General features: G+C 30.2%; 29 protein-coding genes and 1 tRNA gene. 12 read left to right on the top strand and 18 right to left on the bottom strand.

The window, feature by feature from the left end:
• Positions 1–20 precede the first annotated feature (20 nt).
• A complete protein-coding gene (comA, locus tag ACMC9J_RS08950; RefSeq protein ID WP_019266137.1) occupies positions 21–791 on the bottom strand; it encodes a phosphosulfolactate synthase in 771 nt (256 codons plus the stop codon).
• Positions 792–907: 116 nt separating this feature from the next.
• Between comA and ACMC9J_RS08945 the strand changes: the two genes are divergently transcribed.
• The 5 genes from ACMC9J_RS08945 to ACMC9J_RS08925 all read left to right on the top strand — a co-directional run bounded on the left by ACMC9J_RS08945 (position 908) and on the right by ACMC9J_RS08925 (position 4,993).
• The gene (locus ACMC9J_RS08945; RefSeq protein ID WP_427003272.1) at positions 908–1,624 is read left to right on the top strand and encodes a UPF0280 family protein; all 717 of its coding nucleotides are present in this window, start codon (positions 908–910) and stop codon (positions 1,622–1,624) included.
• Between the two features lie 5 nt (positions 1,625–1,629).
• Positions 1,630–2,409: a pyrroline-5-carboxylate reductase family protein gene (locus tag ACMC9J_RS08940; RefSeq protein WP_250416247.1), complete on the top strand. Its 780-nt coding sequence runs from the start codon at positions 1,630–1,632 to the stop codon at positions 2,407–2,409.
• Between the two features lie 131 nt (positions 2,410–2,540).
• Positions 2,541–2,828 carry a UPF0058 family protein gene (locus ACMC9J_RS08935; RefSeq protein ID WP_019264022.1) on the top strand — a complete coding sequence of 96 codons (288 nt, stop codon included), beginning with the start codon at positions 2,541–2,543 and terminating at the stop codon, positions 2,826–2,828.
• 91 nt (positions 2,829–2,919) lie between these two features.
• Positions 2,920–4,296 carry a 2,3-diphosphoglycerate synthetase gene (locus ACMC9J_RS08930; protein ID WP_427003271.1) on the top strand — a complete coding sequence of 459 codons (1,377 nt, stop codon included), beginning with the start codon at positions 2,920–2,922 and terminating at the stop codon, positions 4,294–4,296.
• Between the two features lie 85 nt (positions 4,297–4,381).
• The gene (locus tag ACMC9J_RS08925) at positions 4,382–4,993 is read left to right on the top strand and encodes an Ig-like domain repeat protein (RefSeq protein ID WP_427003270.1); all 612 of its coding nucleotides are present in this window, start codon (positions 4,382–4,384) and stop codon (positions 4,991–4,993) included.
• A 34-nt stretch (positions 4,994–5,027) separates the two neighbouring features.
• On the opposite strand, the gene ACMC9J_RS08920 is transcribed toward ACMC9J_RS08925, so the two are convergent.
• Both ACMC9J_RS08920 and ACMC9J_RS08915 read right to left on the bottom strand, forming a co-directional pair.
• On the bottom strand, positions 5,028–6,293 hold the full coding sequence (locus ACMC9J_RS08920; protein ID WP_019264025.1) for a YhgE/Pip domain-containing protein: 1,266 nt from the start codon (positions 6,291–6,293) through the stop codon (positions 5,028–5,030).
• Between the two features lie 13 nt (positions 6,294–6,306).
• Positions 6,307–6,897, bottom strand: a complete 591-nt coding sequence (locus ACMC9J_RS08915) for a TetR/AcrR family transcriptional regulator (protein WP_019266143.1) — start codon at positions 6,895–6,897, stop codon at positions 6,307–6,309.
• A 92-nt stretch (positions 6,898–6,989) separates the two neighbouring features.
• Between ACMC9J_RS08915 and mtxX the strand changes: the two genes are divergently transcribed.
• From mtxX to ACMC9J_RS08900, 3 genes are read left to right on the top strand one after another with little or no spacing between them, the layout of a single operon-like run.
• Positions 6,990–7,706 carry a methanogenesis marker protein Mmp4/MtxX gene (gene mtxX / locus ACMC9J_RS08910; protein ID WP_427003269.1) on the top strand — a complete coding sequence of 239 codons (717 nt, stop codon included), beginning with the start codon at positions 6,990–6,992 and terminating at the stop codon, positions 7,704–7,706.
• Between the two features lie 56 nt (positions 7,707–7,762).
• Positions 7,763–8,527: a polyprenyl diphosphate synthase gene (uppS, locus tag ACMC9J_RS08905; RefSeq protein WP_094516442.1), complete on the top strand. Its 765-nt coding sequence runs from the start codon at positions 7,763–7,765 to the stop codon at positions 8,525–8,527.
• A gap of 5 nt (positions 8,528–8,532) precedes the next feature.
• Complete coding sequence (locus ACMC9J_RS08900) at positions 8,533–9,294, top strand: TatD family hydrolase (RefSeq protein ID WP_427003268.1); 762 nt, start codon at positions 8,533–8,535, stop codon at positions 9,292–9,294.
• On the opposite strand, the gene ACMC9J_RS08895 is transcribed toward ACMC9J_RS08900, so the two are convergent.
• The 3 genes from ACMC9J_RS08895 to ACMC9J_RS08885 are packed head-to-tail and all read right to left on the bottom strand — an operon-like array spanning position 9,291 to position 10,568.
• Positions 9,291–9,659: a hypothetical protein gene (locus tag ACMC9J_RS08895; protein WP_019264030.1), complete on the bottom strand. Its 369-nt coding sequence runs from the start codon at positions 9,657–9,659 to the stop codon at positions 9,291–9,293. The two genes, ACMC9J_RS08900 and ACMC9J_RS08895, sit on opposite strands and share 4 nt — an antisense overlap.
• 25 nt (positions 9,660–9,684) lie before the next feature.
• The gene (locus ACMC9J_RS08890; RefSeq protein ID WP_427003267.1) at positions 9,685–10,179 is read right to left on the bottom strand and encodes a hypothetical protein; all 495 of its coding nucleotides are present in this window, start codon (positions 10,177–10,179) and stop codon (positions 9,685–9,687) included.
• Entirely contained in the window at positions 10,176–10,568 is a 393-nt protein-coding gene (locus ACMC9J_RS08885; RefSeq protein WP_427003266.1) for a hypothetical protein, read from the bottom strand. The genes ACMC9J_RS08890 and ACMC9J_RS08885 overlap by 4 nt, the downstream gene beginning before the upstream one ends.
• Before the next feature lie 117 nt (positions 10,569–10,685).
• On the opposite strand from ACMC9J_RS08885, the gene cobM reads away from it, so the two are divergent.
• Positions 10,686–11,438, top strand: a complete 753-nt coding sequence (cobM, locus tag ACMC9J_RS08880) for a precorrin-4 C(11)-methyltransferase (protein ID WP_094516441.1) — start codon at positions 10,686–10,688, stop codon at positions 11,436–11,438.
• Between the two features lie 3 nt (positions 11,439–11,441).
• Here cobM and ACMC9J_RS08875 read toward each other — a convergent pair whose 3' ends face one another.
• From ACMC9J_RS08875 to ACMC9J_RS08830, 10 genes are all read right to left on the bottom strand, one after another.
• Positions 11,442–12,386, bottom strand: a complete 945-nt coding sequence (locus ACMC9J_RS08875) for a methionine synthase (RefSeq protein ID WP_019264034.1) — start codon at positions 12,384–12,386, stop codon at positions 11,442–11,444.
• A gap of 8 nt (positions 12,387–12,394) precedes the next feature.
• Positions 12,395–12,700 carry a DUF1894 domain-containing protein gene (locus tag ACMC9J_RS08870; RefSeq protein ID WP_019264035.1) on the bottom strand — a complete coding sequence of 102 codons (306 nt, stop codon included), beginning with the start codon at positions 12,698–12,700 and terminating at the stop codon, positions 12,395–12,397.
• Positions 12,701–12,704: 4 nt separating this feature from the next.
• Entirely contained in the window at positions 12,705–13,157 is a 453-nt protein-coding gene (locus tag ACMC9J_RS08865) for a DUF1890 domain-containing protein (protein WP_019264036.1), read from the bottom strand.
• A 13-nt stretch (positions 13,158–13,170) separates the two neighbouring features.
• Complete coding sequence (locus ACMC9J_RS08860; RefSeq protein ID WP_019264037.1) at positions 13,171–14,265, bottom strand: hypothetical protein; 1,095 nt, start codon at positions 14,263–14,265, stop codon at positions 13,171–13,173.
• Positions 14,266–14,309: 44 nt separating this feature from the next.
• A tRNA-Ala gene (locus tag ACMC9J_RS08855) sits at positions 14,310–14,382 on the bottom strand.
• Between the two features lie 55 nt (positions 14,383–14,437).
• Positions 14,438–15,478, bottom strand: a complete 1,041-nt coding sequence (locus tag ACMC9J_RS08850) for a DUF354 domain-containing protein (protein WP_019264038.1) — start codon at positions 15,476–15,478, stop codon at positions 14,438–14,440.
• A gap of 5 nt (positions 15,479–15,483) precedes the next feature.
• Positions 15,484–16,134, bottom strand: a complete 651-nt coding sequence (gene hypB, locus ACMC9J_RS08845; RefSeq protein WP_019264039.1) for a hydrogenase nickel incorporation protein HypB — start codon at positions 16,132–16,134, stop codon at positions 15,484–15,486.
• Between the two features lie 16 nt (positions 16,135–16,150).
• Positions 16,151–16,528, bottom strand: coding sequence for a hydrogenase maturation nickel metallochaperone HypA (gene hypA, locus ACMC9J_RS08840; RefSeq protein WP_019264040.1), 378 nt, complete (start codon positions 16,526–16,528; stop codon positions 16,151–16,153).
• Between the two features lie 134 nt (positions 16,529–16,662).
• Entirely contained in the window at positions 16,663–16,872 is a 210-nt protein-coding gene (locus ACMC9J_RS08835) for a hypothetical protein (protein ID WP_019264041.1), read from the bottom strand.
• Between the two features lie 149 nt (positions 16,873–17,021).
• Positions 17,022–19,622, bottom strand: a complete 2,601-nt coding sequence (locus ACMC9J_RS08830) for a DEAD/DEAH box helicase (RefSeq protein ID WP_427003265.1) — start codon at positions 19,620–19,622, stop codon at positions 17,022–17,024.
• A gap of 156 nt (positions 19,623–19,778) precedes the next feature.
• Between ACMC9J_RS08830 and ACMC9J_RS08825 the strand changes: the two genes are divergently transcribed.
• The 3 genes from ACMC9J_RS08825 to ACMC9J_RS08815 are packed head-to-tail and all read left to right on the top strand — an operon-like array spanning position 19,779 to position 24,185.
• Positions 19,779–22,238: a UvrD-helicase domain-containing protein gene (locus ACMC9J_RS08825; protein ID WP_427003264.1), complete on the top strand. Its 2,460-nt coding sequence runs from the start codon at positions 19,779–19,781 to the stop codon at positions 22,236–22,238.
• Positions 22,239–22,254: 16 nt separating this feature from the next.
• Positions 22,255–23,481: a PD-(D/E)XK nuclease family protein gene (locus ACMC9J_RS08820; RefSeq protein WP_427003263.1), complete on the top strand. Its 1,227-nt coding sequence runs from the start codon at positions 22,255–22,257 to the stop codon at positions 23,479–23,481.
• Between the two features lie 26 nt (positions 23,482–23,507).
• On the top strand, positions 23,508–24,185 hold the full coding sequence (locus ACMC9J_RS08815; RefSeq protein ID WP_019264045.1) for a DUF169 domain-containing protein: 678 nt from the start codon (positions 23,508–23,510) through the stop codon (positions 24,183–24,185).
• Here the strand turns inward: ACMC9J_RS08815 and ACMC9J_RS08810 are convergent.
• Both ACMC9J_RS08810 and ACMC9J_RS08805 read right to left on the bottom strand, forming a co-directional pair.
• Positions 24,168–24,827 carry a nucleotidyltransferase family protein gene (locus ACMC9J_RS08810; RefSeq protein WP_019267481.1) on the bottom strand — a complete coding sequence of 220 codons (660 nt, stop codon included), beginning with the start codon at positions 24,825–24,827 and terminating at the stop codon, positions 24,168–24,170. The genes ACMC9J_RS08815 and ACMC9J_RS08810 overlap by 18 nt on opposite strands.
• Before the next feature lie 44 nt (positions 24,828–24,871).
• Positions 24,872–26,056 carry a hypothetical protein gene (locus ACMC9J_RS08805; protein ID WP_427003262.1) on the bottom strand — a complete coding sequence of 395 codons (1,185 nt, stop codon included), beginning with the start codon at positions 26,054–26,056 and terminating at the stop codon, positions 24,872–24,874.
• Between the last annotated feature and the right edge of the window lie 35 nt (positions 26,057–26,091).

Genomic DNA, 26,091 nt, shown 5'->3' with positions numbered 1-26,091 from the left:
CTTTTAAACTTTCCTACGGTTTAAATTTTTCCTACGGTATCTCCTCTCAAACCTCTTCTTAAGGTTTCAAGGGAAGTAATATCATCAGTTGACACATTACCTAAATTAACATCATTTCCAAGTTTTAAAATGAAAAATACTTGCTGGTCTTTGTTTGGAGCTTCCCAAAGGATTTTATTTCCATCGAAATTATCTAAAATATAATCTATTTCATCTTCTTTTGCATTTCCTGATTTATCATAAATTCCAATGTTTTTTCCACCTTCTCTTGCTTCTACAATGATTAATGATGACCCAGATTCCAATTCATTTTGCATATAATCTATTCTTTCATCTAAAGACAGTTCCTTATCTAATCCAGGATCTTTTTTACCCACTTCAGACAATACTTCAAAACCGTCTTTTTTAGCTGATTCTATACATTCTAATTTTTTATCATGGGATATTGTTGTTGACCCGTCAGATACTTCAATAGCCTCAAAACCTAAGTCATGAGCTTCCTGGAAAAATTCTTCTAATTTATCATTCATATATGCTAATTCAAAAAGAGTTCCGCCTGTATATGGAGTTATGTTATGAGATTTATACATAGCAACCTTATCTTTGATTATATCCTGTTCATGTACAATTGATGTTCCCCATCCAAATTTTAAGTAATCTACATAATCTCCAGAGATATTCATTAAACTTTCAGCAGTTTCCAATCCTAAACCTTTGTCTAGAACCATTGTTATACCTTTTTTTCTTGGTTTTTCTTCTCTTTTTTTAAGTAAAAAATTAAAAGATTTCAATATATCACATCTGTTATAATTTTTATTTATTAGTTTAATAGTATATTAACTTACATACTTTTTAACTTATCCACTAACAATAGTTATAAAAGAAAATAATTAAATAAAATACTATTATGGAATTCCAACATATTGATTTAAATCAGACCCATATCAGATTAACAACTGATTTAAAAAACAGTAACCTGAAAAATTACATATTAAAACTAAGAAAAGAACTGGAACATCATATAGCTAAAAATAAAGATTTTCAATTATCTCTGGAACCGGTCAGTCCTGGTGAAGAGAATTTAAGTGAAATAATAAAAAGAATGTATACTGCTTCAAGTTACTGTGATGTAGGTCCTATGGCCTGTGTTGCCGGATGCATATCTGAAATGTCTCTTGATTATTTAATTTCCAGAAAATCAGAATATTCTATTGTTGAAAATGGAGGAGACATAGCTATTATAAACAGTAAACAAGCAGTATGTGGCATTTACTCAAATAACCCCATATTAGGAAATAAAATTGGATTTAAATTAAAAGCAAGAAAAACACCTCTTGGAATCTGCACATCATCAGGTAAAATTGGACACTCAATAAGCTTTGGTCAATCAGACAGTGTTACAGTACTAAGTAAAAAGGCATCAATAGCTGACGGACTGGCTACCAGAATAGCTAATGAAGTTGTTGGACAAAATAGTGAAGATAAAGTATCAAATGCTCTTGAAGCTAGTGAAAACTATAAAGAGTTATTTGATGGAGTTTTAATTATTTCTCAGGATAATGTAGGAACTGTTGGAAAACTGCCAAAAATTGTTGAAACTGAAGAATTTAATGTTAAGATGTGAAATATATGAACCTCGGAATTATTGGATATGGAAATATTGGAGAGCTTATCAGTCAAAACATAATCAATCATGATTTTTATAATTTAAATAAACTCTACATTGCAAATAGAACACTTTCTAAAATAAATCACCTGAAAGATACTGACCCCCACATATCAGTTACAGATGATAATACAGAAGTTGCAAGAAACTGCGAAAAAATAATAATTTCAGTAAAAACCTCCGATTTGATAAATGTTTTAGAGCAAATAAAACCACACCTAAATAAAGATACTCAAATTATACATACCTGTGCAGGAATAGATTTAAAATTTGAAGATAACGGTTTAAGCTGTGTCATTCCAACAATATCATCAACATACGATAAAAACAATCCCAAAAAAGGTGTTTCCATTATTATGCATGATGAAAATGTTTCTGCGGAAAATAAAGATTTTGTTGAAGACCTATTTTCAAAATTCAGCCATATAAAAGTTGTTGACAATACTCTTGATTTGGAAATAGCTACAATAGCTGCCAGCTGTATGCCTGCATTTATAGCTCTTAGTTTAGACCTTTTTGCAAACAAACTTGAAGAGAGATGCAATCTGTCAAAAGAAGAAACGTTTAAAATACTTGCAGAAACATTAAACAGTACAACATACATATTAAATGAAGATATTTACTCACCTGATGAATTAATTAACAAAGTTGCAACAAAAAACGGAATAACACAAAAAGGATTGGATGTTTTAGATGAAGACTTACCTGCCATTTATAAAAGGTTAATATGTAACTTATTATAGTCAATGCAATATTTAAATAAGATTAATGATAATATAATATAAATAATTAAAAACTAATTATTTATTTCATTTAAATAATTTACTTAAATTCTTAATTAATTATATAATTATAGATAATAGGTCAGATACATATGTACAAAGATGAAATGATACAATTACATCAATTTTTAGTTTATATTTTAAAATATTTAGCAGAAAACGATCAAATAAAAAACGATTGTAGCGAATACATATCCCTTAAAATAAGCCCTCACCACATCCATAAAACAAAAGCAGAACACAAACATGCTATTTTTGTTCTCTGTAAAATAATTGCACAGGTAATAAACGAAAAAGATAAAAATTCAATACCGGACAATGTATGTAACTCTTTAGCAGATCTTGTTAAAAGGTCTCAAAATGATATAAAAATGGATTAAATCCCATTTTCTTCTTTTTTTAAATTCAAATATTTTTAATACTATTACTTACCATAATACTAATTAATCAAAAAAATCCAAAGTGATTAATATGAAAAGTACTAGTAAAATGCTCTGTTTAGTTGACGGAGAACATTACCTTCCTGTCACCCAAGAATCAATCGATGTTTTAAATAACTTAGAACATATCGACATAGTAGCTGCTGTTTTCATTGGAGGAACTGAAAAATTAAGAGATGACTCTGAAGAATCATATTCTGAAGTTTTAGGTGTTCCAGTGCAATTTGCAAAAAATGATGATATTCCCTATGATATTATTGTAGAAATGATTAAAAAATATGATGTAGATGCTGTGATGGATTTAAGTGATGAACCTATCCTGGATTATCCTAAACGATTTAAAATAGCTTGTAAAACACTTGCACAAGGGATAAGTTATCAGGGTCCTGATTTTAAATTTGATCCAGTTACACAATATGAAATAATGGAAAAACCTTCAATAAAAATAATCGGAACTGGAAAAAGAATAGGAAAAACAGCAGTTTCAGGATTTGTATCCAGATTAATTGATAAAAACGGATATGAACCATGTGTAATAGCCATGGGAAGAGGCGGGCCTCAAGAACCGGAAATAGTTCACGGAGAACAGCTTGAAATAACCCCTGAATTTTTATTGGAACAGTCTGAAAAAGGAGTTCATGCAGCTAGTGATCACTGGGAAGATGCTTTAATGAGCAGAATCTTAACAATAGGCTGCAGACGTTGTGGAGGTGGAATGGCAGGTGAAGTCTTTTTAACCAATATGAAAAAAGGAGCGAAATTAGCTAATCAGGTAGATTCTAAATTTGCTATATTTGAAGGTAGTGGAGCAGCAATTCCTCCAATTAAAACAGATAAAAATATTGTACTTATCGGTGCAAATCAACCATTAAACAATATTATAGATTATTTTGGACCTTATAGAATTGGTCTTGGTGATTTAATTATTTTAACAATGTGTGAAGAACCAATGTGCAATGAAGAAAAAAGAGAATACATTGAACACTTTATAAAAGAGATAAATCCAAAAGCAAAAGTAATCTCAACTGTATTTAGACCAAAACCGTTAGCAGATATTTCCGGTAAAAAAGTGCTGTTTGCTACAACTGCTCCAAAAAGTATTGAACATGAATTAGTTGACTATCTGGAAACCAATTATAACTGTGAAATCATTGGAACCACCCCACACTTATCCAACAGACCTCTTTTGAAAAAAGACATAGAAAAACACATGGATGAAGCAGATATAATGCTTACTGAACTTAAGGCAGCTGCTGTTGATGTAGCTACTAAAGACTCAATAAAAGCTGGTTTAGATGTGGTATACTGTGACAATATACCAGTTCCAATAAATTACAAATATCCTGATTTATCCAAATCCGTTTTAGAAATAGTTGATGAAGCTATCAAAGATTTTAATAAAGATTAATTTCTTTATTTTTTACTTTTTTTACAACTAAATTTATAACCTCTTTAATACAATATATTAATACTAAAATAATTGAGGAAATGAAATGAAAAAAGATAAGAAGAAACTTATCGTCATACTGTTAATAATTGTTGTTATCCTACTTTTAACACTAATAACATTAATGACTAATTTTGGAAAGGAATCCAGTGAAATAAATATTATAAGCAAGGATACTTTAAAAAATGGAGACACAATTTCAATTACACTAAAAGATTCAAATGGAAATCCCATAGCTGATCAAAAAGTAGATATAATAATTGAAAATGAAAAGAATCAACAAGTAACAACTGATGAAATGGGCAATGGCGTGCTGCAACTTAACAGAATCAGTGCCGGACAATACACCGTAAAAGTCATTTACAACGGGAACGACAAATATTCCAAAAGTGAAACTACACAATCATTAACAATATCTGACCAAACCACATCATTAAGTAATAGTGAAAGTAGTTCCAGCGATAAAACTGAAAGCATAATGAGTGAAGACGGATATTCGTATAAAACTGGATATGGACCTGATTATGATTGTTTAGGAGTTAGTCGTGAAGAAGCAGCTGCTAAAGGATGGCACTATATTCCAGGTATGGATGATGAAGGAAATGATATGGGAGCATATGTTCCATATGATTATAATGCAGGATGTTACCATACATAAAAATTTAAGATTTAAAAAAAATAAAGCTCAGGAATTAGAATAATCCTGAGTCTTTTAATGCCTGTTCAAATTTATTAGCTACTTTATCGAATTTTTCTTTAATAATAATTGTTACAATCAATGTTCCAATAATCATTCCAATCATTGCATAAACACCAGTGAAAAATGTTGGCCAATAAACACCAAGTAATGCATTTCTAAGTAAAGCTATAGCATGAGTCATAGGTAAATATGGACTTAATGCTTGGAAAAAGTCATTCATTACATATACAGGATAAATACCATTTGTTGTAGATATTTGAAGCACCAATATAATAATAGCTAATGCTTTACCACCATTACCAAATAATGACAGCAATGAATAAATAAATGTCATAAATGCTAATGTTATTAAATAAACACATCCTATGAACAGTCCAGGATTAGAGACTTCAATTCCTAACCAGAATGCACCAATTATTGTTACTGTTGATTGCAATAATCCTATTACTAAGAATAATCCCATTCTACCGAAGTAAAGTTCTAATGGTTTGTATAATGATTCACCTAAGTATCTTGCTTTAATCAATGCAATTGAAATTACACAACCAACCCATATTGAAAGTACTATGTAAAACGGAGATACTTCTGAACCGTAATTATCTACAGGATTTATTTTTTCTTTTGTAACTTCAGTTGGGGAGTAGAAATAGTTATCTACACCACTTGAATTCATGTAAGATAATTGTGATAAGCTTGATTGAGGTGTTGTTTGACCCATTACTGATAATTGGTTAAATGCCACACCATTTACAGTTTTAATAACCTCATCATTTATTTTACTTTGTATCTGATTTACTGCATTGTTACTCATTCTTGAAGCAACAGGATTTGTTTTTTCATTTATTAAATATGTTAATTCTGCTTGTTTTGGGTTTTGATCATTGATTGATAATAAATTTGAAGAGAAATTCTCAGGTATTATTATGGCAGCATAATACGTTCCATTTTCCACCCCGTCCCGGGCATCATCCTCGTCTACAAAATCCCATGCAAAATCATCATTGTCTTCTAATTTATCAACTACATTATCTCCAAAGTTATATGAAGCATTGTTATATGTTGCGTTTTGATCATTGTTTACTACTGCAAAATCCAAATTATCTGTATTTCCATAAGGATCCCAACATGCATCAATATTTAAAAGTGCATATAAGGAAGGTAAAATAATAATTGCTATTATTGTAATAACAACAGCCGGATTTTTAAAGATTGCTTTTGAATCCTTTTTCATTATATGAAATATTTTATCTATTGACATTAGTTCCACCGTTTTAGTTAGTTATACCGTTAATAAATATATCTAAAAAATCATCAAGATACTTATTAATATCATCATTGGAAACTTTTGATTCAAATTTCCAGAATATTATCCCTTCAACAATTACACTAAACACAGTTAATGCAGCTGCGGAAGGATTGATTTTACGTATTTTTCCTTTATCAATCTGTTCTTGAAAAATATTGGTCAGATTTTTAAGAACTTCATCTGAAAATTTTGAAAACATTTTTTCCTCTTCAGGACTGGACATCAGCTCGTCTAAGGCTATTTTAATAATGTCCAAATTGTTATCTAAAAAATTAACAAGTTTCCACCATGTATTCTTTAATAATGATTCCAAATCTGTATCTTCGTAATTAGTGAAAATATCACTTATCTTCTCCAGGAAATAATCTGAATAATAAATCTTAGCTATTTTTAAAAGATTATCTTTAGATTTAAACTTTCTAAAAACAGTAACTTCACTAACTTCAGCTTTTTTAGCTATTTTTTTAGTTGTTGTGCCGTTCATCCCTTCCTTATCTAAAAGGAATATTGTTGCATCAACAATTTTCTGTTCTGTTTTATCTAGTTCAATTTCCATAATGTAAGTAAGTACTTACTTACATATAAATGTTTAGTTTTTTCTTATTAAAAAATAGCTATAAATAACATTACAATAAATAATTAAAATTAATGATAACTATAGCTGTTGGAGTTGGAGAAAATAAAAACATCTTAGAGGCTTGTGATATTTTTAAAACACAAAAACCAGATGTCAATATTGAATTAATCGAAAATGACGAAAAACTTGCCAAAAGTATTTCAGACAAAAATATAAATGCCACAATACGGGGTTCATTAGCTGCATCCAATGTTTTAAAACAACTAAAAGAAAGTTATCCCAAAATATCAAGAGCAACATATATCCATGGGGAAGGTCATGAATTTATAATAAGCTCCGTCGGCATTGACGAAGGAAACACCCTAAAAGAAAAGCTCAATATAGCTATTCACTGCATAGATTTTATGAAAAAACTTAAAAAAACTCCGAAAATAGCTACACTTTCATATGCAAGACCCGGAGATTACGGCAGAAGCAAAGAAATTAACCAGTCACTGGATGATACTGAAAAGCTCAGCAAATTAATTGAAAAGCATACAAATCAAAAAATTGAAAACCAGTGTGTATTAATTGACCAGGCTATAAAAAATAAATGTAACATACTAATAGCTCCAAATGGAATTGTAGGAAATACTATTTTTAGAACCCTTGTTTTATTAAACTCATGGCCAAGCTTTGGAGCAATAACATTTGGTATTAATGAAATATACATTGACACCAGCCGTGATCAAAGTACAGAAGGTTATTTACGCAGCTTAGAATTAGCATATAAATTGGCCAAACTTTAAAAGCATTAAATAATATATATTTATTAATAGACAATTATTTACTTCAGGTAGTTATTATGGGTGAAAATTTTATTTATAAAATATATGAATGGTATATTTCCAGAAATTTAGAATCCTCCAAAATGCCTAAACATGTTGCAATCATCATGGATGGTAACAGACGTTATTCTAAGATTCAGGGAAATATGGATGTTGTAACAGGACATGAAATTGGAGTAGACACTCTAGAAAAAGTTTTAGACTGGACAATAGAACTTGGAATTGAAATAGTAACAGCATATGCATTCTCAACAGAAAATTTTAACAGACCAGAACATGAAGTAGAAGGACTGATGAATTTATTCTTTAAAAACTTTAAAAGACTTGTTGATCACGAAAAAATCCATAAAAACGAAGTAAAAGTCAAAGTAGTAGGAAGAATCGATTTATTACCTGATAATGTAAAAGAAGCTATTAACGATGCCGAAGAAGCAACTAAACATTATAACAAAAGACAACTTAATTTAGCTATTGGATATGACGGTCGTTTAGAAATTGTAGATTCAGTTAAAAAAATCATCAAAGATGTTGAAAAAGGATTAATAACAGTTGATGATGTTGATGAAGATTTAATAAGTAAAAACCTTTATACTGCAGGATTAGATGATCCTAATCTAATCATCAGAACAAGCGGAGAAGAAAGATTAAGCGGATTCTTACTATGGCAATCCTCATACTCTGAATTATACTTCTGTGAAAGTTTATGGCCAGAACTTAGGAAAGTAGATTTCTTAAGAGCTATCAGATCATACCAAGAAAGAGAACGTAGATTTGGAGTATAAAAAATATGATAGATACACATTGCCACATAGATTTTGAAGATTATGACAGCGACAGAACAGATGTAATCAAAAGAGCAAAAGAAAAGCTGGATGCAGTAATTGACTCTGGAACAAGCCTTGAAGGCAATCAAACTGTATTAAATTTATCAAAAGAAAATAAAGGATTTATTTATCCAACTTTCGGATTTCATCCTGTAACTTCACAGGAATGTACAAATGAAGAACTGCACGAAGCTCAAAAACATTTAATTGATAATATTAATGATATTGTAGCTATTGGTGAAGTAGGAATGGACTTTTTTTATGTAAAAGATAAATCCTTACGAGCAAGACAAAAAGAAATATTTACTAGCTTTATTGAAATAGCTAATGACTATAAAGTCCCATTGCTTATGCATGTTCGTGACTGTGAGAAAAAAGCACTGAATATTATTAATGAATACGAAGACCTGCCATATGTAGTGTTTCACTGCTTTAGCGGAAGTTTAAAAACAGCTAAAAGAATAATGGAACATGACAACTATTATATGAGCTTTTCCACAATGCTTTGTTACTCACAAAGACATCAGGAATTAATAAAAGACATTAAATTGGATCATGTTTTAACTGAAACAGACAGCCCGTATCTGGCTATGACAAAAGAAGAAAGAAACGAACCAGCTAATGTTATTAAAGCTTGTGAAAAAATAGCTGAAATTAAAGAAATGGATTTAAACACTGTTGATGAAATAACAACCAACAATGCAAAAAGAGTATTTAATATCTAATCTTTTAACAGAAGATTTAGATTTAATACACTAAATCCCTTATCTATTTCTGTATAAATCACCAAATTAAATTTATCCAAATCCTTTAAAAGAGCATCTAATTTTTCAAAAGGAATATCTACAGCATTTAAATAAACATCAAAATCCTTCTGACCGAATCTTACTGGTTTTCTACAAAACAGCTTAAATTCATAAAGATATAATTCAATTCTATCTCCCAAATCTTCCAAATTTCCTTTTCCGTTTAACAGAAAGTCAATAATATCATTCTGTAAAATTTTACCTTCATTATCCATATCTATCTGAAGACTTTCCATTTCTTTCAGCTCATTTAAAAGCTCATCTTTTTCGTCCTGACTATACATAAAGATTAATTATTTTTAATAATATTTAAACCCATACCACATTTGCTGTTGTAAAAACATAATTATTGGAAAATACAGGATTATATAGTTTATTTGTGGAATTTGTTGTGTTAAAACTTATAGCTATTGATTTTCTTAAATTATAATTAATCCTATCACCAATTGAATCTAATTCTTTTTTATTATAATCCTGACTTGCTTTTGCATAGACTTTAAATTGTATTTTCTGTTTTCCATAGTTTTTATCAATTCCCGATGAATTATAACTAATATTCAAAACACTTACACTGTAAGGATGTTTTAAACCGTCCATATTATCATATTCATTAAATGTTTCCTTTGGATATATGGCACTTGATGATGATGCAACACCCTCATTAACACCTGATTTAGCCGCCGCCATAGCTATATTAAGTTCATTTTCATTACCTATCAAAAATGCTGAAATCATCAAAACAGTTATTAATGACCCGATCAACAGTAAATATTCCCCGCTAAGCTGGCCTTTTTCATCATTCATATTATCACAATCTTTCCATCCTGTTTTTCGATTAAATAAGTCCGTTCGCTGTATAACTCATAATTTCTACTAATATCAATTGGCAAAATAGCTACTTCACCTTTTTTATTTGAGTATTCAATTGTTAATTTGCTTTTTTCAACTGTAATCTTATAAGAATACTCTTTTTGAGGCAGCAAAACTTTTTTAGAAAAACCGTCACCATTTGAGTTAACCTGATTTATACAATTAGCTAAATTATCTAAAATCAGCCTATGGTTAAAAGTTGATTCAATATTTTTATTTGATTCCAAATTTGATTGAGCGTAAAACAATAATGATGTAGCTATTAATAATATTATAAAAATAGAAAAAATGGCTTCTATTGATATAAATCCTTTTTCGTTCATATTTTTTAATTATCTTAAGAATTAATAAACTTTGTTTAAATTAAAGTGAAATATTGGTGTTAAATTCTTTTTTAGTTTCATAATCATTAAATAGAAGTTAAATCAAAAAATTGTATTATGAAAGGTAAAGTAATCTTTATTGGAGCCGGTCCTGGTGACCCTGATTTAGTAACTGTTAAAGGAAGAAATGTTATTGAAAAAGCAGATGTTATTGTTTATGCTGGTTCTTTAGTTAACAAAGAAGTTTTAAATCCTAGAAAAAAAGAATGTGTTGTTTACAATAGTGCTGTATTAAATTTAGACGAAACAACTGAAATCTGTCGCAAAGCAACTTCTAAAGGACAGTTAGTAGCCAGAGTTCATACTGGAGATCCTTCCATTTATGGAGCTATCGGTGAGCAAATAAGAGAGCTGCAGAAATATGATATTGAATATGATATTATTCCTGGAGTAAGTTCCCTATTTGGTACAGCCAGTGTACTTGAAACAGAATTGACATTACCTGAAATTTCACAAACAGTTATTATTACACGTCCGGAAGGCAGAACTCCAAAACCACGTAGTGAAAGCATTTCCAGCTTATCAAAACATCATGCAACTATGTGTATCTTTTTAGGAATTGGTATGATTGATAAAGTTGTTGATGAATTGCTGGTCGGATACAATGAAGACACTCCGATAGCTGTTGTAAAAAAAGCAACCTGGAATGACCAGGAAATAATTAGAGGAACCTTAAAGGATATTGCACAAAAAGTAAAAGATGCCAATATTACAAAGACTGCAATGATTGTAGTAGGAGATGTGTTAAACCCTGGAGATTTCACACCTTCTAAGCTATATGATCCAAACTTTAAACATGAATATAGATAATTTTTAACTATATTCCTCTTTTATATTATTCATTAATTTAAGTTTACTGAAAGCTACATCTTTGCTGGCTCTTCTTAACCCGCAATCAGGATCTAAAATTATATTTTCCTTTCCAAGAATTTCAACACCTTTAGCTACAAGATTTTCAATTTTTTCTTTAGAATCCACTTCATTTATAGAAGTATCAAGACAGCCAAAGCCTATTTTTTTATTTTTGACTAAAGATGCATTTTCCTCTAAAATTTTAATGTTAGTATCATTTCCTGCAAATTCACAGTCCAGAATATCAATATTAAATTTAATCAAATCTTTAAAAACACTGTCTAAATTACCGCAAACATGCATAGCTAATGGAACAGTGAGATTTTCTCCAATTATATCAATAGCTTCACTTGCTACTTTTAAATCAACAAGCCCTGTAGATAAAAATGGCTCATCAACCTGAATATAAACCGGATTAATCTTTTTTTCAATAGCTTCCACTTCATATTTAAGACTTCTGGCCAAATCTAAAATTGCATCTTCCTTATGTTTATAAAAAGACTCGATTCGTGATGAATAAACAATTGTAGAAGGACCAGTTATAATTCCCTTAATTCCTTTACCTTTAGGAATATTTCCATTAAAATAATCATTCATAACTTTTTTAGCATATTTTAAATCATTAATAGAAATTTCTTTTGTAGGCTGTCTGATTTTAGAAGTAATAACTGTATTATTTCCCTCCAGCATCATTCCAGGAATAAAATTAGTAAAAGTAGAAACCATATCTCCACGAACCTGACCATCAGAAATAATATCTACTCCTGCATCAAGTTGTGAGATTACAGTTTGTTTTATAGACTGTTTAAATGAATCATAAGCCCCAAATACTTTTAATATTTTGTCTTTTGTAGTAGTTGGAGATTTTATTTCAGCTGGGAAACTACCAACAACAGTAGAAATCATAAAATCATCTATTTAATATTTAATTTTCTTATCTTTTCAATTTCACCTATATCCACAGGCAATTCTACAACTGCAGTACCATAACATGGTTTAGTATATGGAATAAGTACAGTTCCTTTTATTGAATCAACTCCAATAGGAATTGGAGTTATACCAATGACACGAGATCCTAAAATTTCTTCTCCAGCATTAACATAAATGATTTCTGGAGATTTATATCTGATAAGTCTTGCACAATCTTTAAAACCAGCCTGTGATGCTAAAATTTCATAATTATCAGATTGTTGAAGATAGGTATCTAAACAAAAAGACATATTACTACAACTCCTTCAATGCTTTATCTAAATTAACTTTAAGTGGATTTGGATTATGGAATGCTCTTACAGAAATTACTTTTGCATCCGTATTTTCACTAACTGTTTCTGTATATTCCTTTAATAACTCAGAATCTTTTTCAAATACAAGTGCAATAGATTTAGTTTGTAAAAGTTGATAAAAAGTTACAAAATAAGATGCGGCTGCATCTTTATGTACAAATCCCAGTAATAAATCATATTCCCCTTCCTGAATATTAGCTAAACAATCATCCAAATCAATCATTTCATGAATATAATATTTTTCCGGATCAGAAACTTTAACTAATTTTGAAGCTGCAGGATTAGCAGCTATTGTTACATCATAACCTTTTTCGGCCAATTTATAAGCTGCATAAATTGACATAGGTGTTTGTGACGGGGTTTCTGGACACCCCAATAATATTAATGCTTTCATCTTTTCAACCTCTTTAAATATTCTTATTAGTTCTTGATTTAAGTGTGACAACATTAGCTAATATTAATGCTCCTAAGAATATAAATGAAAGTAATGCTAGCCCGTTAATAGACCTATTAAACACAAACATACCAATTAATGCTTGTGAAATAAATGCAGTTAATGCACCAGTCAATAATACTTCCTTACCTAAGTATTTTTTATTATTATGTTCTCTTTTTTCTCTATACATGGTTAATATTTTTAAACCAATAATAATAGTTCCTAAAACAAAAACTATTAATCCAACAAGCCCCAAATAACCAAAGTCAAATCCATATCCGAAAATACCTGGAAGCATATAATCAATTGTATCTTTTTGATTTACAAGGACTCCACAGAATAGTGGAAACGGCAAACCAAAGAATATGATTAATTGCATAGGTAAAGTAATATATCCTTCAGCAAATGCAGTTCCTTCAGTACCCCAGAAAGAAGCTGCACCATCATGTCCAATTAACTGAATGTTATTTAATACCATTTTAATACTGGATGAAGAGTATTGTTCAATTCTTCCTAATCTTAATAATGGAGAGAAAATAGTCATTCCAGTTATTCTAGCTATTATTTCAAGTCCGCAGAAACCTGCAACAGCTGCTCCGAAAAACATTAAAATTCTTTTAAGCGTAAAAACTGATTTTTCTCTGAAAGATTTGGATATTATGATGTATCCTACAAATAAACCTAATATCCATAAGATTAAGAAAGATCTGTGCATTAATCCACCAAAAAGGGTAATACCTGCAAGGAATAATAAAACAACTTTTCTAAGAGGTCTTACATCCACTCCCGAATTCTTCATCACCTTCAGCGATGCAAATGCAGAAACAATAGCCATTAAAGCAATTGGCCCAAATGGATGTGTAAATTCATTCTGACTAGATGAAATAATTAATAAAAGAATATCTGCTCCAAAAAGAAGTGTGAAACCACCAGCTAAAAAGAGAGATAAAAATGTTACAACACTAAGTGACAATGGAATTAAATTAAGACAAAAAACCAATGTAACAAATAACATTGCCCCTACTTCTAAGATTAGTTGTAAATGATTCTGAGCTATTAACATCATAATTTAATCACAATTTTAAAATTTATTTTTTGAAAATTTATAAATGGACTGACCGGGATTTGAACCCGGGGCCTCCGCCATGCCAAGGCGACGATCTACCATCTGAGCTACCAGCCCATAATAATAAAAACTAAATATATTATATAATATTTAGTTATTTTAATATAAAAAACTATTTACTCCCATTACCTAAATCATAAATATTATCAATAATAATCTGGAATAAATCATCAGTTTTAAAATCTATTTTTTCATGAGGATTAACAATAAAAGCCAAAGCTTTTTGTATAATCTCATCAATATCATTAGACCTAAACATTAAACCCTGATCTATATAATACTGATCTACAGCTAATGTTTTACCAGGATAACATGAAATAACAGGAGTTTGCAATATTGCTGCTTCCCGATTCATAGTTCCACCAGCTCCAATTACCAAATCCGCTTTTTTCATTAAACTTGAAGTATCAACGGGAGGTTCCAAAATAGTAACATTGTCAATACCTTCAAAGATTTCTGCTTGTGCTTTAAATCTTGGCAATATCAATATATTAGCATATTCTTTTAATACATCAACAATTGGAGATAAAACTGATTTATGACAATCTGCATCTAAATAAGATGCTAAAGATGGTTCCGGCCTCATTAAAATAGTTTTTGGATATTTTAATTTAAGATCCAAATCATCGAAAATATTGTCATTATATTCAAAGCTCTTAAAATGCATCAATTCGGAAGTTCCATTATATGGTATGATGCTGTTAGGATCTGCTCCAAACTGCATCAGTTTCCAGATGTCAATTTTATTTGGTGTGATAATCCTGTTGCATAATGGAAGAGTTAATTTGTTCGCAGCCAATGCATGTTCATTATCTAAAACATATAAACTTGGAATTCCTAAACCAAATGCTATTCTCGGAAGTTCAATAGAATGTTTGCTAAGTGCAACATCCACCTTTTCATTATTAATAACATCTACAAGTTCATAAACACGTGAAGTACTTTCCTTAAGCTTATCATATAAACTTACCCCATGTTTTCCAACAGAAATAAAATCTATATCATACATATTCATTAGTTTATGAATATCCCCGAAGTCTCTAGCTGTAATTATTAAATCTTCTCCTTCAGATTCCAAGTATTTAATGACATCCTTAAAGAATCTTACATGAGGTGCATTTGAAATATCAATCCAAATTTTCAACGAAATCACCTTAACTATCTTTTTTGTTTATTAATAGCAGAGATTATTTCTGATAAACCTTCACCTTGTTTTAAACTAGCTTTAATAACTTGAACATCCGGATTTAAACGTTTTGCATCATTAACCATTTTATCAGCATCTGCACCAACAGCATCAGCTAAATCCACTTTATTAATAACTACTAAATCAGAAGTCTGGAAAATTAATGGGTGTTTTTCTACAGTATCATCCCCTTCAGTAACACTTACAACAACAATTCTCATGTGGGAACCTAAATCAAAATCAACAGGACAAATCAAATTACCCACATTTTCAATAATAACCATGTCCAAATCATCTAATGGCAAATCTCCAAGTCCATGACCTACTAAATGAGCATCTAAATGGCATTCTTTACCAGTGTTTAAACCAACTACAGGAGCATTGTGTTTTTCTATTCTGCCTGCATCAAATTTACTAATTACATCTCCTGCAATTACACCAATTTTATCATCAGTATTCTCAATAATGTTTTCAATTAAAGTAGTTTTACCAGAACCAATAGCTCCAACAAAATCAACGCAAAAAATATTTTTATCTTCAAGATTTTTCTTATTCCTGTCTGCTAATCTTTTATTAGCATCCATAATATTTTTTTGTACTTCTACATCAGCTACATTATGCATAGTCAATTCCTCCTATCTAATCATCATCAGGTTTCTCAATAACAATATTTTTAACAATACAATCTTTTCCATTTAAAATAGATATCCTTTTATTTCCACATTTTGGACAGTCTACAATTGGAGCATAGTGATCTTTATCATCCAGTTCTGCTACTCCTTTAAATCCACATTCAGGACAATCAATTTCAACAGGTATCTCTTCAATTTTAATATCGGCATCTTCAACTATGGTATTTTCAACTAAAACACTTAACATGAAACGTAACTGTTCAGGGTTTATCATAGCCAATCTGCCAATTTCAATACCAACTTCAGTAACTTCAGTTGCATTGTTACTTTCTGCAGTATCTATTACTGCATTTATTATTCCTTGAGCCATAGATAATTCATGCATTTTATTTCTCCTACATATTCAGAAAAAAATCTTAATATTATAATTATAGTTAGGATGATTAATAAATATTGTTAATTAATGTGAAAATCAAAAAAAATAAGTTTTATAAAAAAATAAAATGGATAAAAATTAATTTATCCCATATTATAAGCATCATATGCAGCATATATAGCATATATTAAATAAATAATATTACCAATGGTGCCTAATGCATATGTTAAAATAATTGAAAGCACAATTGCTGCAACAAACATTATTATACCTTTCTTGGTTTCACCTTGTACTACTTGACCAATACCAGGGAAGAAGAAAGAAATAATAGCTGCTACTATTGGACTAACCATAATACCCCTCCATAATTCAATTAAAAAACCAATACAAAATTATCGTATTATGTATATATTAACATTGAAAATATTTAAAGTTTCCTACTGTATTTCCATTTAATATTCAAAAAAATTGTAATAGATTAAACGAAGAAAAATAAAATAAATTATTTTAATTCTAACCATAATTCATTAGCATCTTCATTGGCCGAGTCAATTTTTAGAGCTCGTTTTGTAAACATTTTAGCTCCATTCATATCACCCTGCTCATATAATATTCTACCAAATAACGCCCATGCATCAGCATATTCATCATCAATATCCACTAACTCATTCAAGGATTCTTTTGAGTTAAAATAATCTCCCTGCGAATATAAATCATAAGCTTCTTCATATAATGTTTCAAGCTTCATATTATCATTAGAAGATTCAATAATCTCCTCTTTATCAACTTTTTCAGCAACTATTTCTTCCTGTTTTTGTGAGATTAAATCACACATATAATTTAAAATATATTCCGTTGCATTTTTGTGAAGGGGCTTATTATCATTTCCGCATTTCGGAGAGTAAATACATGAAGGGCATCCATTATGACAATCACAATTTTTAAGTAAATCTCTTGTAGATTTTAATAAATCAACAAAAACATCAACAGCCTTCTGTGTTATTCCAATTCCACCTTCATAAGCATCATAAATGAATATTGTAGCTTCCTGAGTATCTTCATGATAATTTGTAGATAATCCACCAATATCAAATCTGTCACACATTACATGAAGCGGAAATAAACCGATTAATGCATGTTCTGCACCGTGAAGTCCTCCTTCAAAGACTTCCTCTTCATCTTTATATAAATCTTCAAGTTTATTTTTAACTTCCCTTGGAATTGTAAACCATAATCCTTTTGTTCTGAATTTTAAAGGAGGCAAATTTAAATTAAACTGCCCAATTACTTTTGAAAAATGCATTTTCTTATATCTGTAATAATCTTCTTCTACGGTTAATTCACCAAAATGGATTTTTAAATCACCATATCGGGTTTTAGATAATTTTTTCTCAATATTGATGTGTACCTTATTTAAAACCATAGTATGATAATCTACAGTATTTTTAGAAACATTTACAAAACGACTATCTAAATTAACACTGTCTACATGATATGTTTCCCCTTTATTAATTAAAATAGCTCCTTCATGTGCTTCCCTATATACCTGTGAACGTTCCATAACCTCTAAAAGTTTACCATTATTCATAACTCTGAATTCATCATTGGATAACTGGTCCAAAGAATGTGACATTGCAGGATTGTCATCATATGGATAAATATAATCTCCACGAGGATTCTGATATAAATCTTTTTTAGAAACTAATTTATCCAAAACTTTTTTATCTGCTCCGAAATAATTCATAGCTTCATCTTTTTTAAGAGTTAACTCTTTAGCAGCACACAATAAATGTGCTTCCTGCAATATATGGTTTGACAAATCAATAATTACATTTTCATGAGGTTTATCAAAAAAGAAATCAGGATTCTTCATGAAATACTGGTCCAGCTGATTTTCAAAAGCAACTAAAATAGCTAATGATTTCTGATTACTTCTTCCTGCTCTTCCGCTTTGCTGCCATGTGGAAATCATAGTTCCGGGATATCCTGAAATAATCACTGCATCAAGTGAACCGATATTAATACCTAATTCCAGAGCATTTGTACAGGTAACCCCCAAGTATTTGCGTGATTTTAAGCCGTCTTCAATTTCACGTCTTTCATCTGCCTGATAACCTGCCCTGTATGCAGTTATTCTATGAGTTAATTTCCTTTTGATATTATCCATATCTTTTTTAGCCCACATAGCTATTAACTCTGTTATTTTACGTGAAACAGTGAAACATAATGTTTGAATGTCTTTTAACATTAAGTAAACAAAGATATTTTCTGTTTCCATATGCACAGAAGGTGCTTCAGAGTTATTGTGTTTTTTTCTTCTGTAATTTCTAAATGGATTATACAATATAAAATCTTTTTCTCCGCTTGGAGAGGTATCATTATCTACTAATTTAAATTCTTCACCAGTTAATCTGTTAGCCAGTTCCAATGGATTAGCTAATGTTGCAGAAGACAATATAAACTGCGGATCAGACCCATAGAAATTAGCTATTCTTTTTAATCTGCGAATAAGATAAGCTACATTTGAACCAAAAATACCTTTATAATAATGGGACTCATCAATGACTATGAATTTCAGATTGCTGTAAAAACGCTTCCACTGATGATGCCATGACAAAATAAGATGCAGCTGATACGGATTAGTTAAAATAATCCTTGATTTCTGACGAATATCATATCTTTTAGATTTTGGAGTGTCTCCATCATAAGTATGTGGATTAATTTTAATATCAAGAGATTTTTCAAGATTTTCCAAAACATGAAGCTGGTCATTTGACAGTGCCTTTGCAGGGTAAATGTATAATGCTGTAGCCTTATTATCTTCAATCATTGTTTCCATAATAGGTAAATTGAAAGCCAATGTTTTACCTGAAGCTGTCGGCGTTGTAATAATTACATTTTCATCTTTTTGAATAGCTTCATAAGTTTCTGCCTGATGTTTATATAATTTAGCATTTTTAGATTTTAAATAATCAACAATTTTAGGATTTAAATTCTCAACTTTCTTATAGCTGGCTTTTCTGGCAGGAATAGTTTCTACATGAGCTATTCTGTCCCTATACCTTACATCATTTTTAAACATGTCAATTGTTGATTTTGTCATAATAATCTTGAAAAACAGTTATTTATTATAAAATAATATATGAATAAATTAAATATTTAAATTATTCGTGTAAATGATACTTATCAAATGCTCTGTAGAGCAGTTTATATAGTTAACATATATAAATAATAAATAATTAACAAAATGAGGACAATAATGATTAGTTATGAAGAATTTGAGGATATTGTTGTAAATACACTAAAAAGAAACATTTCTTCAAATAAAGATCAAAAAAAAGCCATTTCATCTGATGCAAATGACTCCCTTTTTATAGTAGCAGGCCCCGGATCTGGAAAAACTACTGTAATTGTACTTAAAATACTTAAATATATTTTTGTTGATGATATTGCTCCAGATGAAATTTTAGCAACTACTTTCACCAGAAAAGCAGCAAACGAGTTACATTCACGTATTTTAAGTTGGGGAGACCAGATTAAAAACTATCTTTTAGAAAATATTGTTGAAGATGACCCTATTAAAGAACTGGAATTAATGAATTTCATTGAAAAAAAGATAGACTTAAACAAAATCAATATTGGAACTACTGACAGTGTAGCTGAAGATTTGCTGAGAATTCATAGAGAGCCCGGAACAAATCAGCCATTAGTAATTGAAGAATTTGTTACAAAGTCAGCTATGACAAATATTCTTCTTAAAGACAACAGATACTTAAATGAAAATTTAAAGGAATATCTTAAAAGTTTTACACCTAAAGAAAAGCTGGAAGAACCTTCAAAAATGGCAGAAATCATTTTGAATATGAAGAATAGGATGTATTATGACCAGGTGAACTTTGATGAAATCTATGATAAATTTGAAAAGGGCAGCGGAGCTAACTTAACTCTTAACTGTATAAAAGATTACGAAGCAGAACTGCAAAATAGAAACATTATAGATTTCCCGATGCTCGAATCCAAATTCTTAAACAAACTTAAAAATCATAAACTGGACATTTTTTTAGACAGTATAAAAATCATTCTAATTGACGAATATCAGGACACCAATCTGATTCAGGAAGATATTTACTTTACAATAGCCCAGTGTGCCCTAAAAAACAACGGCAGTATAACTGTTGTAGGTGATGATGACCAATCTCTCTATCGTTTTAGAGGAGCTACTGTAGATTTGTTTACAAATTTCAAAAAACGTGCACAGGACAAATTAGGAATTGATGTTAAAGAGATTAATTTAAGAACCAATTACAGGTCCAGTGAAAATATTATCAGTCACTGCAATCATTTTGTAGAACTAGATAAAGAATATCAAAAAGCAAGAGTGGATGAAAAACCTAAAATCATTGCTCCTGATTTTGATAAAGATAAAATACCTGTTTTAGGAATGTTTAGAAATAACCCTGAAATGTTAGCTAAAGATTTAACTCAGCTAATTAATAATCTCATAAATAATGGGGAAACATCACTGAAAATCAGAAGAGTATTGAATAAAGATTATTACGATACATTAAATGGCAATTCAAACTTACAAATCATTAACAAGCAAAAACAGAATAATGCTAAAAAAAGCAAAAATTTAGAAAATATTACATTGAAATTAGATGAAGAATACGGGTCTGCATCAGATATAGCTATTTTATCATATTCTCCTAAAGAAATGAAAGGAAGCACTCCAACATTTAATTATTACTTAAGAAAAAATCTTAAAAAACTCAGAAAACCTATTGAAGTTTTCAATCCGAAAGGAAGAGACCTGCAAGATATAAAATCAGTTGCAATATTTTGCGGATTGATTTTAGAGTGTATTGATCCTCAAGGCATAATCCAAAAATCAGATAAACAAATCCAGAATTTAGCTAATAGAAACATGACCCGCTGGAGATACCGGGCAATAGACTACATTAAATTAAAACCTGAACCTAATGAACCTGTTTCACTGTCTGAATTTGTAATTTCCTGGCAAAACCGCCACCCTAAAAATCGGAACAAATGGCCTGAAAGTGCAAGTCTGATGGAACTGGCTTATAAATTAACTACCTGGATTGAAGACCTTCAAGAAGATGTTGAAGGAATCGTGTATCTGGAAGCTATTACAAGGTCAATTAAGCAAACAGGATTTTTCAATAAGTATTCCGGAAATATTGTATTTACCAATTCAAAAACCGAAAGAGAATCAGTTCTTGAAGCTATCTGGAATATTTTCATTCCAATAGCTACCGGAGGAGTTGGAATTGACGAAGACCTTCTTGAAACACTGCCTGATGACAGAATAAATATAATGTCTATTCATCAATCTAAAGGACTGGAATTTCCATTAGTAATTGTTGATGTCGGCAGCAAATTTAAAAAGAACACTTTCAATACTCAAAACTTAAGATTTCCAAAAATTGAACCTGAAAACAGAAGTATTGAAGACAGTATACGTTGTTTCAGCTCTCTTGGAGAATCACAAAGAAGTGAAAAAGACAGATCCTTTGATGATTTGACAAGACTTTATTTTGTGGCATTTTCCAGAGCTGAAAATGTTCTGCTGCTTATTGGATTAATATCTTCCCTTGACGGATATTCAGTTAACAATAATCTTAAACAAATTCCTAATGTTGCACTTGGCTGGAGCAGAGATGAAAAATTAGTTGGATTTGATGAAATATATCTAATATAAAAAAGGAGGCTTAAAAATGAAATTATCTTCAAGATCAAAAGCATATATGATTCCGGAATATAGTTTAACTGGAGATTTGCTCTCCTTTTTAACTTGTAACTTACAGTACAGATATCAGAATAAAGGTACTCTTCCTCCATCAATGCCTATACAATTATGGTTTGGAGAATTTATACATGGAGTAATGGAAGAAGCTTACTTACAATGGGAATTAAATAAAACACCATTTCCATGGGACTGGAAAAAAGACATCAGACCTATTGAAAATATGATTGATGCAAGACTACAGGTAAGGGGGCTTTATCCTCCAAAAGAACATTTCTTTTCAACAAATCATCCAAGTAATGAAAATGTTGATGTTAATGAAAGAGACCATAAAAAATTAGCCAGTGCAAGAGCTGAAAGGGCTATTAATTATTGGGGTCCTCATTTATTCCCTTTAATTGATTCTGCAGAACTGTTAATAAAAGGAATTCGAAATATGCCTAATTACGATGAAAACACCAGCCGTTCCAATTATTATGGCATCAATGGTGTTATTGATGTTTTAAGCTCATTAAAAATTAATGAAACAATTGAAAATACTCAACAGACAACATTGGATTCCTATAGAAATAAGATTATCGAATATCTGAGAAATGATAAAGAATTTCAAGAGCATGTGCATAACATTGACGGTGATGAATATGAAGTAATTATTGATTATAAAGGAATGAGAAGGCCTTCAAATCAAAGAGATGATGATGAAACATGGATTCGTCACAAATGGCAAATTTTAACATATGCCTGGCTTAGACACCAGCAGGCAGATGCCAAACCAATTGTTGCAGGAATTATTTTCTATTTAAATGAACTTGTTCCCTCAAAGGAAGATCTGATTGTTGTTCAGCAAGATATTCATAATAATCTAACTGATATTCCGAAAGAAGGTGAATTTAAAAAAGATGTTGCACTAATTGAAAACTGGGATGAAGACGCTAAAGTTCCTGAATTAAGTTCTGAATTTAAAACAGCAAGATCCATCAGAATAATTAATATTAACCCGGATGAAATTGAAAAGGCTTTGAATGAATTTGACAATGTTGTAAATAATATTGAATCATCATTAATTAAAGAAATTAAAGGCTGTAAAATTCAGGATGCATGGAAAGCACAGGGGGATGAAAGAACCTGTGATGCATGTGATTTTAAAACATTCTGTAAAAATAAAAAAACAAAAACAAAAGAATTTACTATTCCTTAAAATAAATATATAAAGTAAGTGATATTATGAGTAGTTTAGAAACCAATCAAAAGTATAGTAAAGTACTTGAAGACAATGTTAAACTAACCTGTAAAGCAGTAGCTGTTAAACTTTTAGCTAGTGAAGATGAACTTCCAGAAGGCTATGATTTAATAGATGAAAAGGTCAGACATTGTGAAATGATTAGAAAAGCATCATATGGGGAAAAATTTTATAGTACTATTGAACAGCAAGCCTGTTTAGGTGGAGCTGGAGCTATTGGTCTTAGAGATATGCCTCCTAAATTAGCTAGTGGAGAAAAATATTTTGAATTAGGAAGATTTAAAGATTTGGAAACTGCAAAAGCAGCTACTGAAAAACTTTCAATAATAAAAGAAAGATATTGGGGAATTGTATATTCACCTTTAGACGAAGCCACTTTCAAACCGGATGTAGTTTTAATAATTACCGAACCTGTTGGCGGAATGAAATTAGCTCAAACTATTGTTTATTCTTCAGGAGATAAAGTCAGACCTAATTTTGCAGGTATCCAATCACTTTGCGGTGACGCTTTAGCTAATCCGTTTATAACTGGTGGAGTTAATTTCACATTAGGCTGTGACGGTTCCAGAAATGCAGCAGATATTAAAGACAATGAAATGACTATTGGAATTAGTGGTGAAAAATTAGAAGAAGTTATTTCAAACCTAAAAGTTATCGAATAACTTTAAATAATCATCATAATGATTTATATTTAATAATTCCAGTTCATTTTTTTCTTTTATACCATAAAAAGTATAGCCATCATCAAATATTTTTCTTAAAATTGGATTTAAATTATCATTTTCATTTTCCAAATATTTTATTAAATTATCTTTAAATGCTACAAAAGGCATTCCTAATCCCTCAGCAGTGTCTAATAAACCTGTTTTTCTACGTCTTAAAATAGCTATTGTTTTTTCAGGATTATCTGAATTTTTACAAACATTAATCATTTCATCAAATGTTTCACTTGATACTGTTGGCTGGTCTCCAGTTATGCAAAGTGCAAAATCAGAACTGATATTTTTTAAACCGTTTAAAAGAGATACTGATAAACCTACATCAACAGGATTATTTTCTACAAATTTTACAGAGTCTTTATAATTATCAAAAATAGCTTCTTTTATTTCATCACTATAATGGCCTAATACCACAATACATTCATCTACATTTGAAGATAATGCATTGTCAATAGTTGTCTCTAAAACAGTTTTATTATGAAACGGAAGAATAAGTTTGTTTTTTACTGAAATATTTCTAGAAATCTGATCTTTTCTCATACGGGAATTTTTACCTGCAGCGGTAATAATAGCTGAAACTGTCATAATAAACACTAAAAAAAAGTAAAGTAAAAGATAAAAAATTATCTTTAACTTGGAATAAATCTTTCTATCTTACCATAAATTGCCATACTCGGACCTGAACCTTCAGTCCACATCACTATTTTAACTGGATAATCATGATTATTTGTAACTTTAATATCTTCAGAAGGATTAAATCCAAATAATACTGCATCATTATCTCCACACATACCTACTGGCAATCCAAATCCTTCAGCAAGAACAGCTGCTCTTAATACCCTAGCTGGCGGACATACTCCATGAGAAGCACTACCTCCAGGAGCATTACTGTCAGAAGCAGAACCAAAATCAATATATGCTTTTCCATTTCCACTTGAATTTGGTGGAATTACTGTATTATTCCATGCATCTACAAAAGATCTTGCATTAAATTCTCTTACCCCATCCCCATATTCAGGGTGAGAACCTAAAGAAGTAGAATAAACTTCACCATCCTCTTCTGTAACATTACCCATATACAATACAATAGGAGTGCCATCAGGATATGCAGCTACATAATCAGATACATTGTTACCAAATATAATTGATACATTACCAGCACTTATATCATTTCTTCCATCAGAAAAGTTAACAATTCCTCGCTCTAATGTGAAATTAGATTTGTCAGAATCATAATTATACCAATTTTGAATAGTTGTAGTATTGTAATACTTACTTCCAAAATCAGTGTTTTTAATTTCTGAAGTAGGAATTGATTTAACGACAGTACCATTTTCTACAACATCAACACCATCAGATGTTTTGGTTAAAACCTTATAAGGTGCACTGTAACCCCATACATAAGTATGTGGCGCTTTAACAGCTAACTGATTACCTTCATAAGTTAAATAACCTGGACCTTCAAAGCCCTGTGCTTTACCATAAGAATCTATACCTTCACTAGATATTGTAGCAAAGTCAAATGGAACAGTTCCTGTTGTTAAAGTTATTAATATACCCTGCAAATCAAGACTGGTAATCTGGTGAGCTATAAAAGGCAGATTATCTAATAAAGGTACCTGAATTGACTGATTCTCACCTAAAATAGAATCCCCTTCAAACATAGATTGGCCAATAGGCAAATTATATTCATTTGCAAAGGATTCACCAGTGTATGTATTATGATTTACAAAAGAAAATGCGAATAAAAGTAAAGAAATAAAGAATAATGCCAATATTATCTTAATAGATGTACTTCTCCATTTATAACTCATATTATTTAACACCTTCAATAATAATATAACAATAG

Origin of the sequence: Methanobrevibacter intestini, from assembly GCF_047402955.1 — an archaeon.
GTDB lineage: Archaea > Methanobacteriota > Methanobacteria > Methanobacteriales > Methanobacteriaceae > Methanocatella > Methanocatella intestini.
The sequence above is the reverse complement of the archived record's forward strand: the minus strand, read 5'-3'. Positions and strand labels throughout refer to the sequence as shown.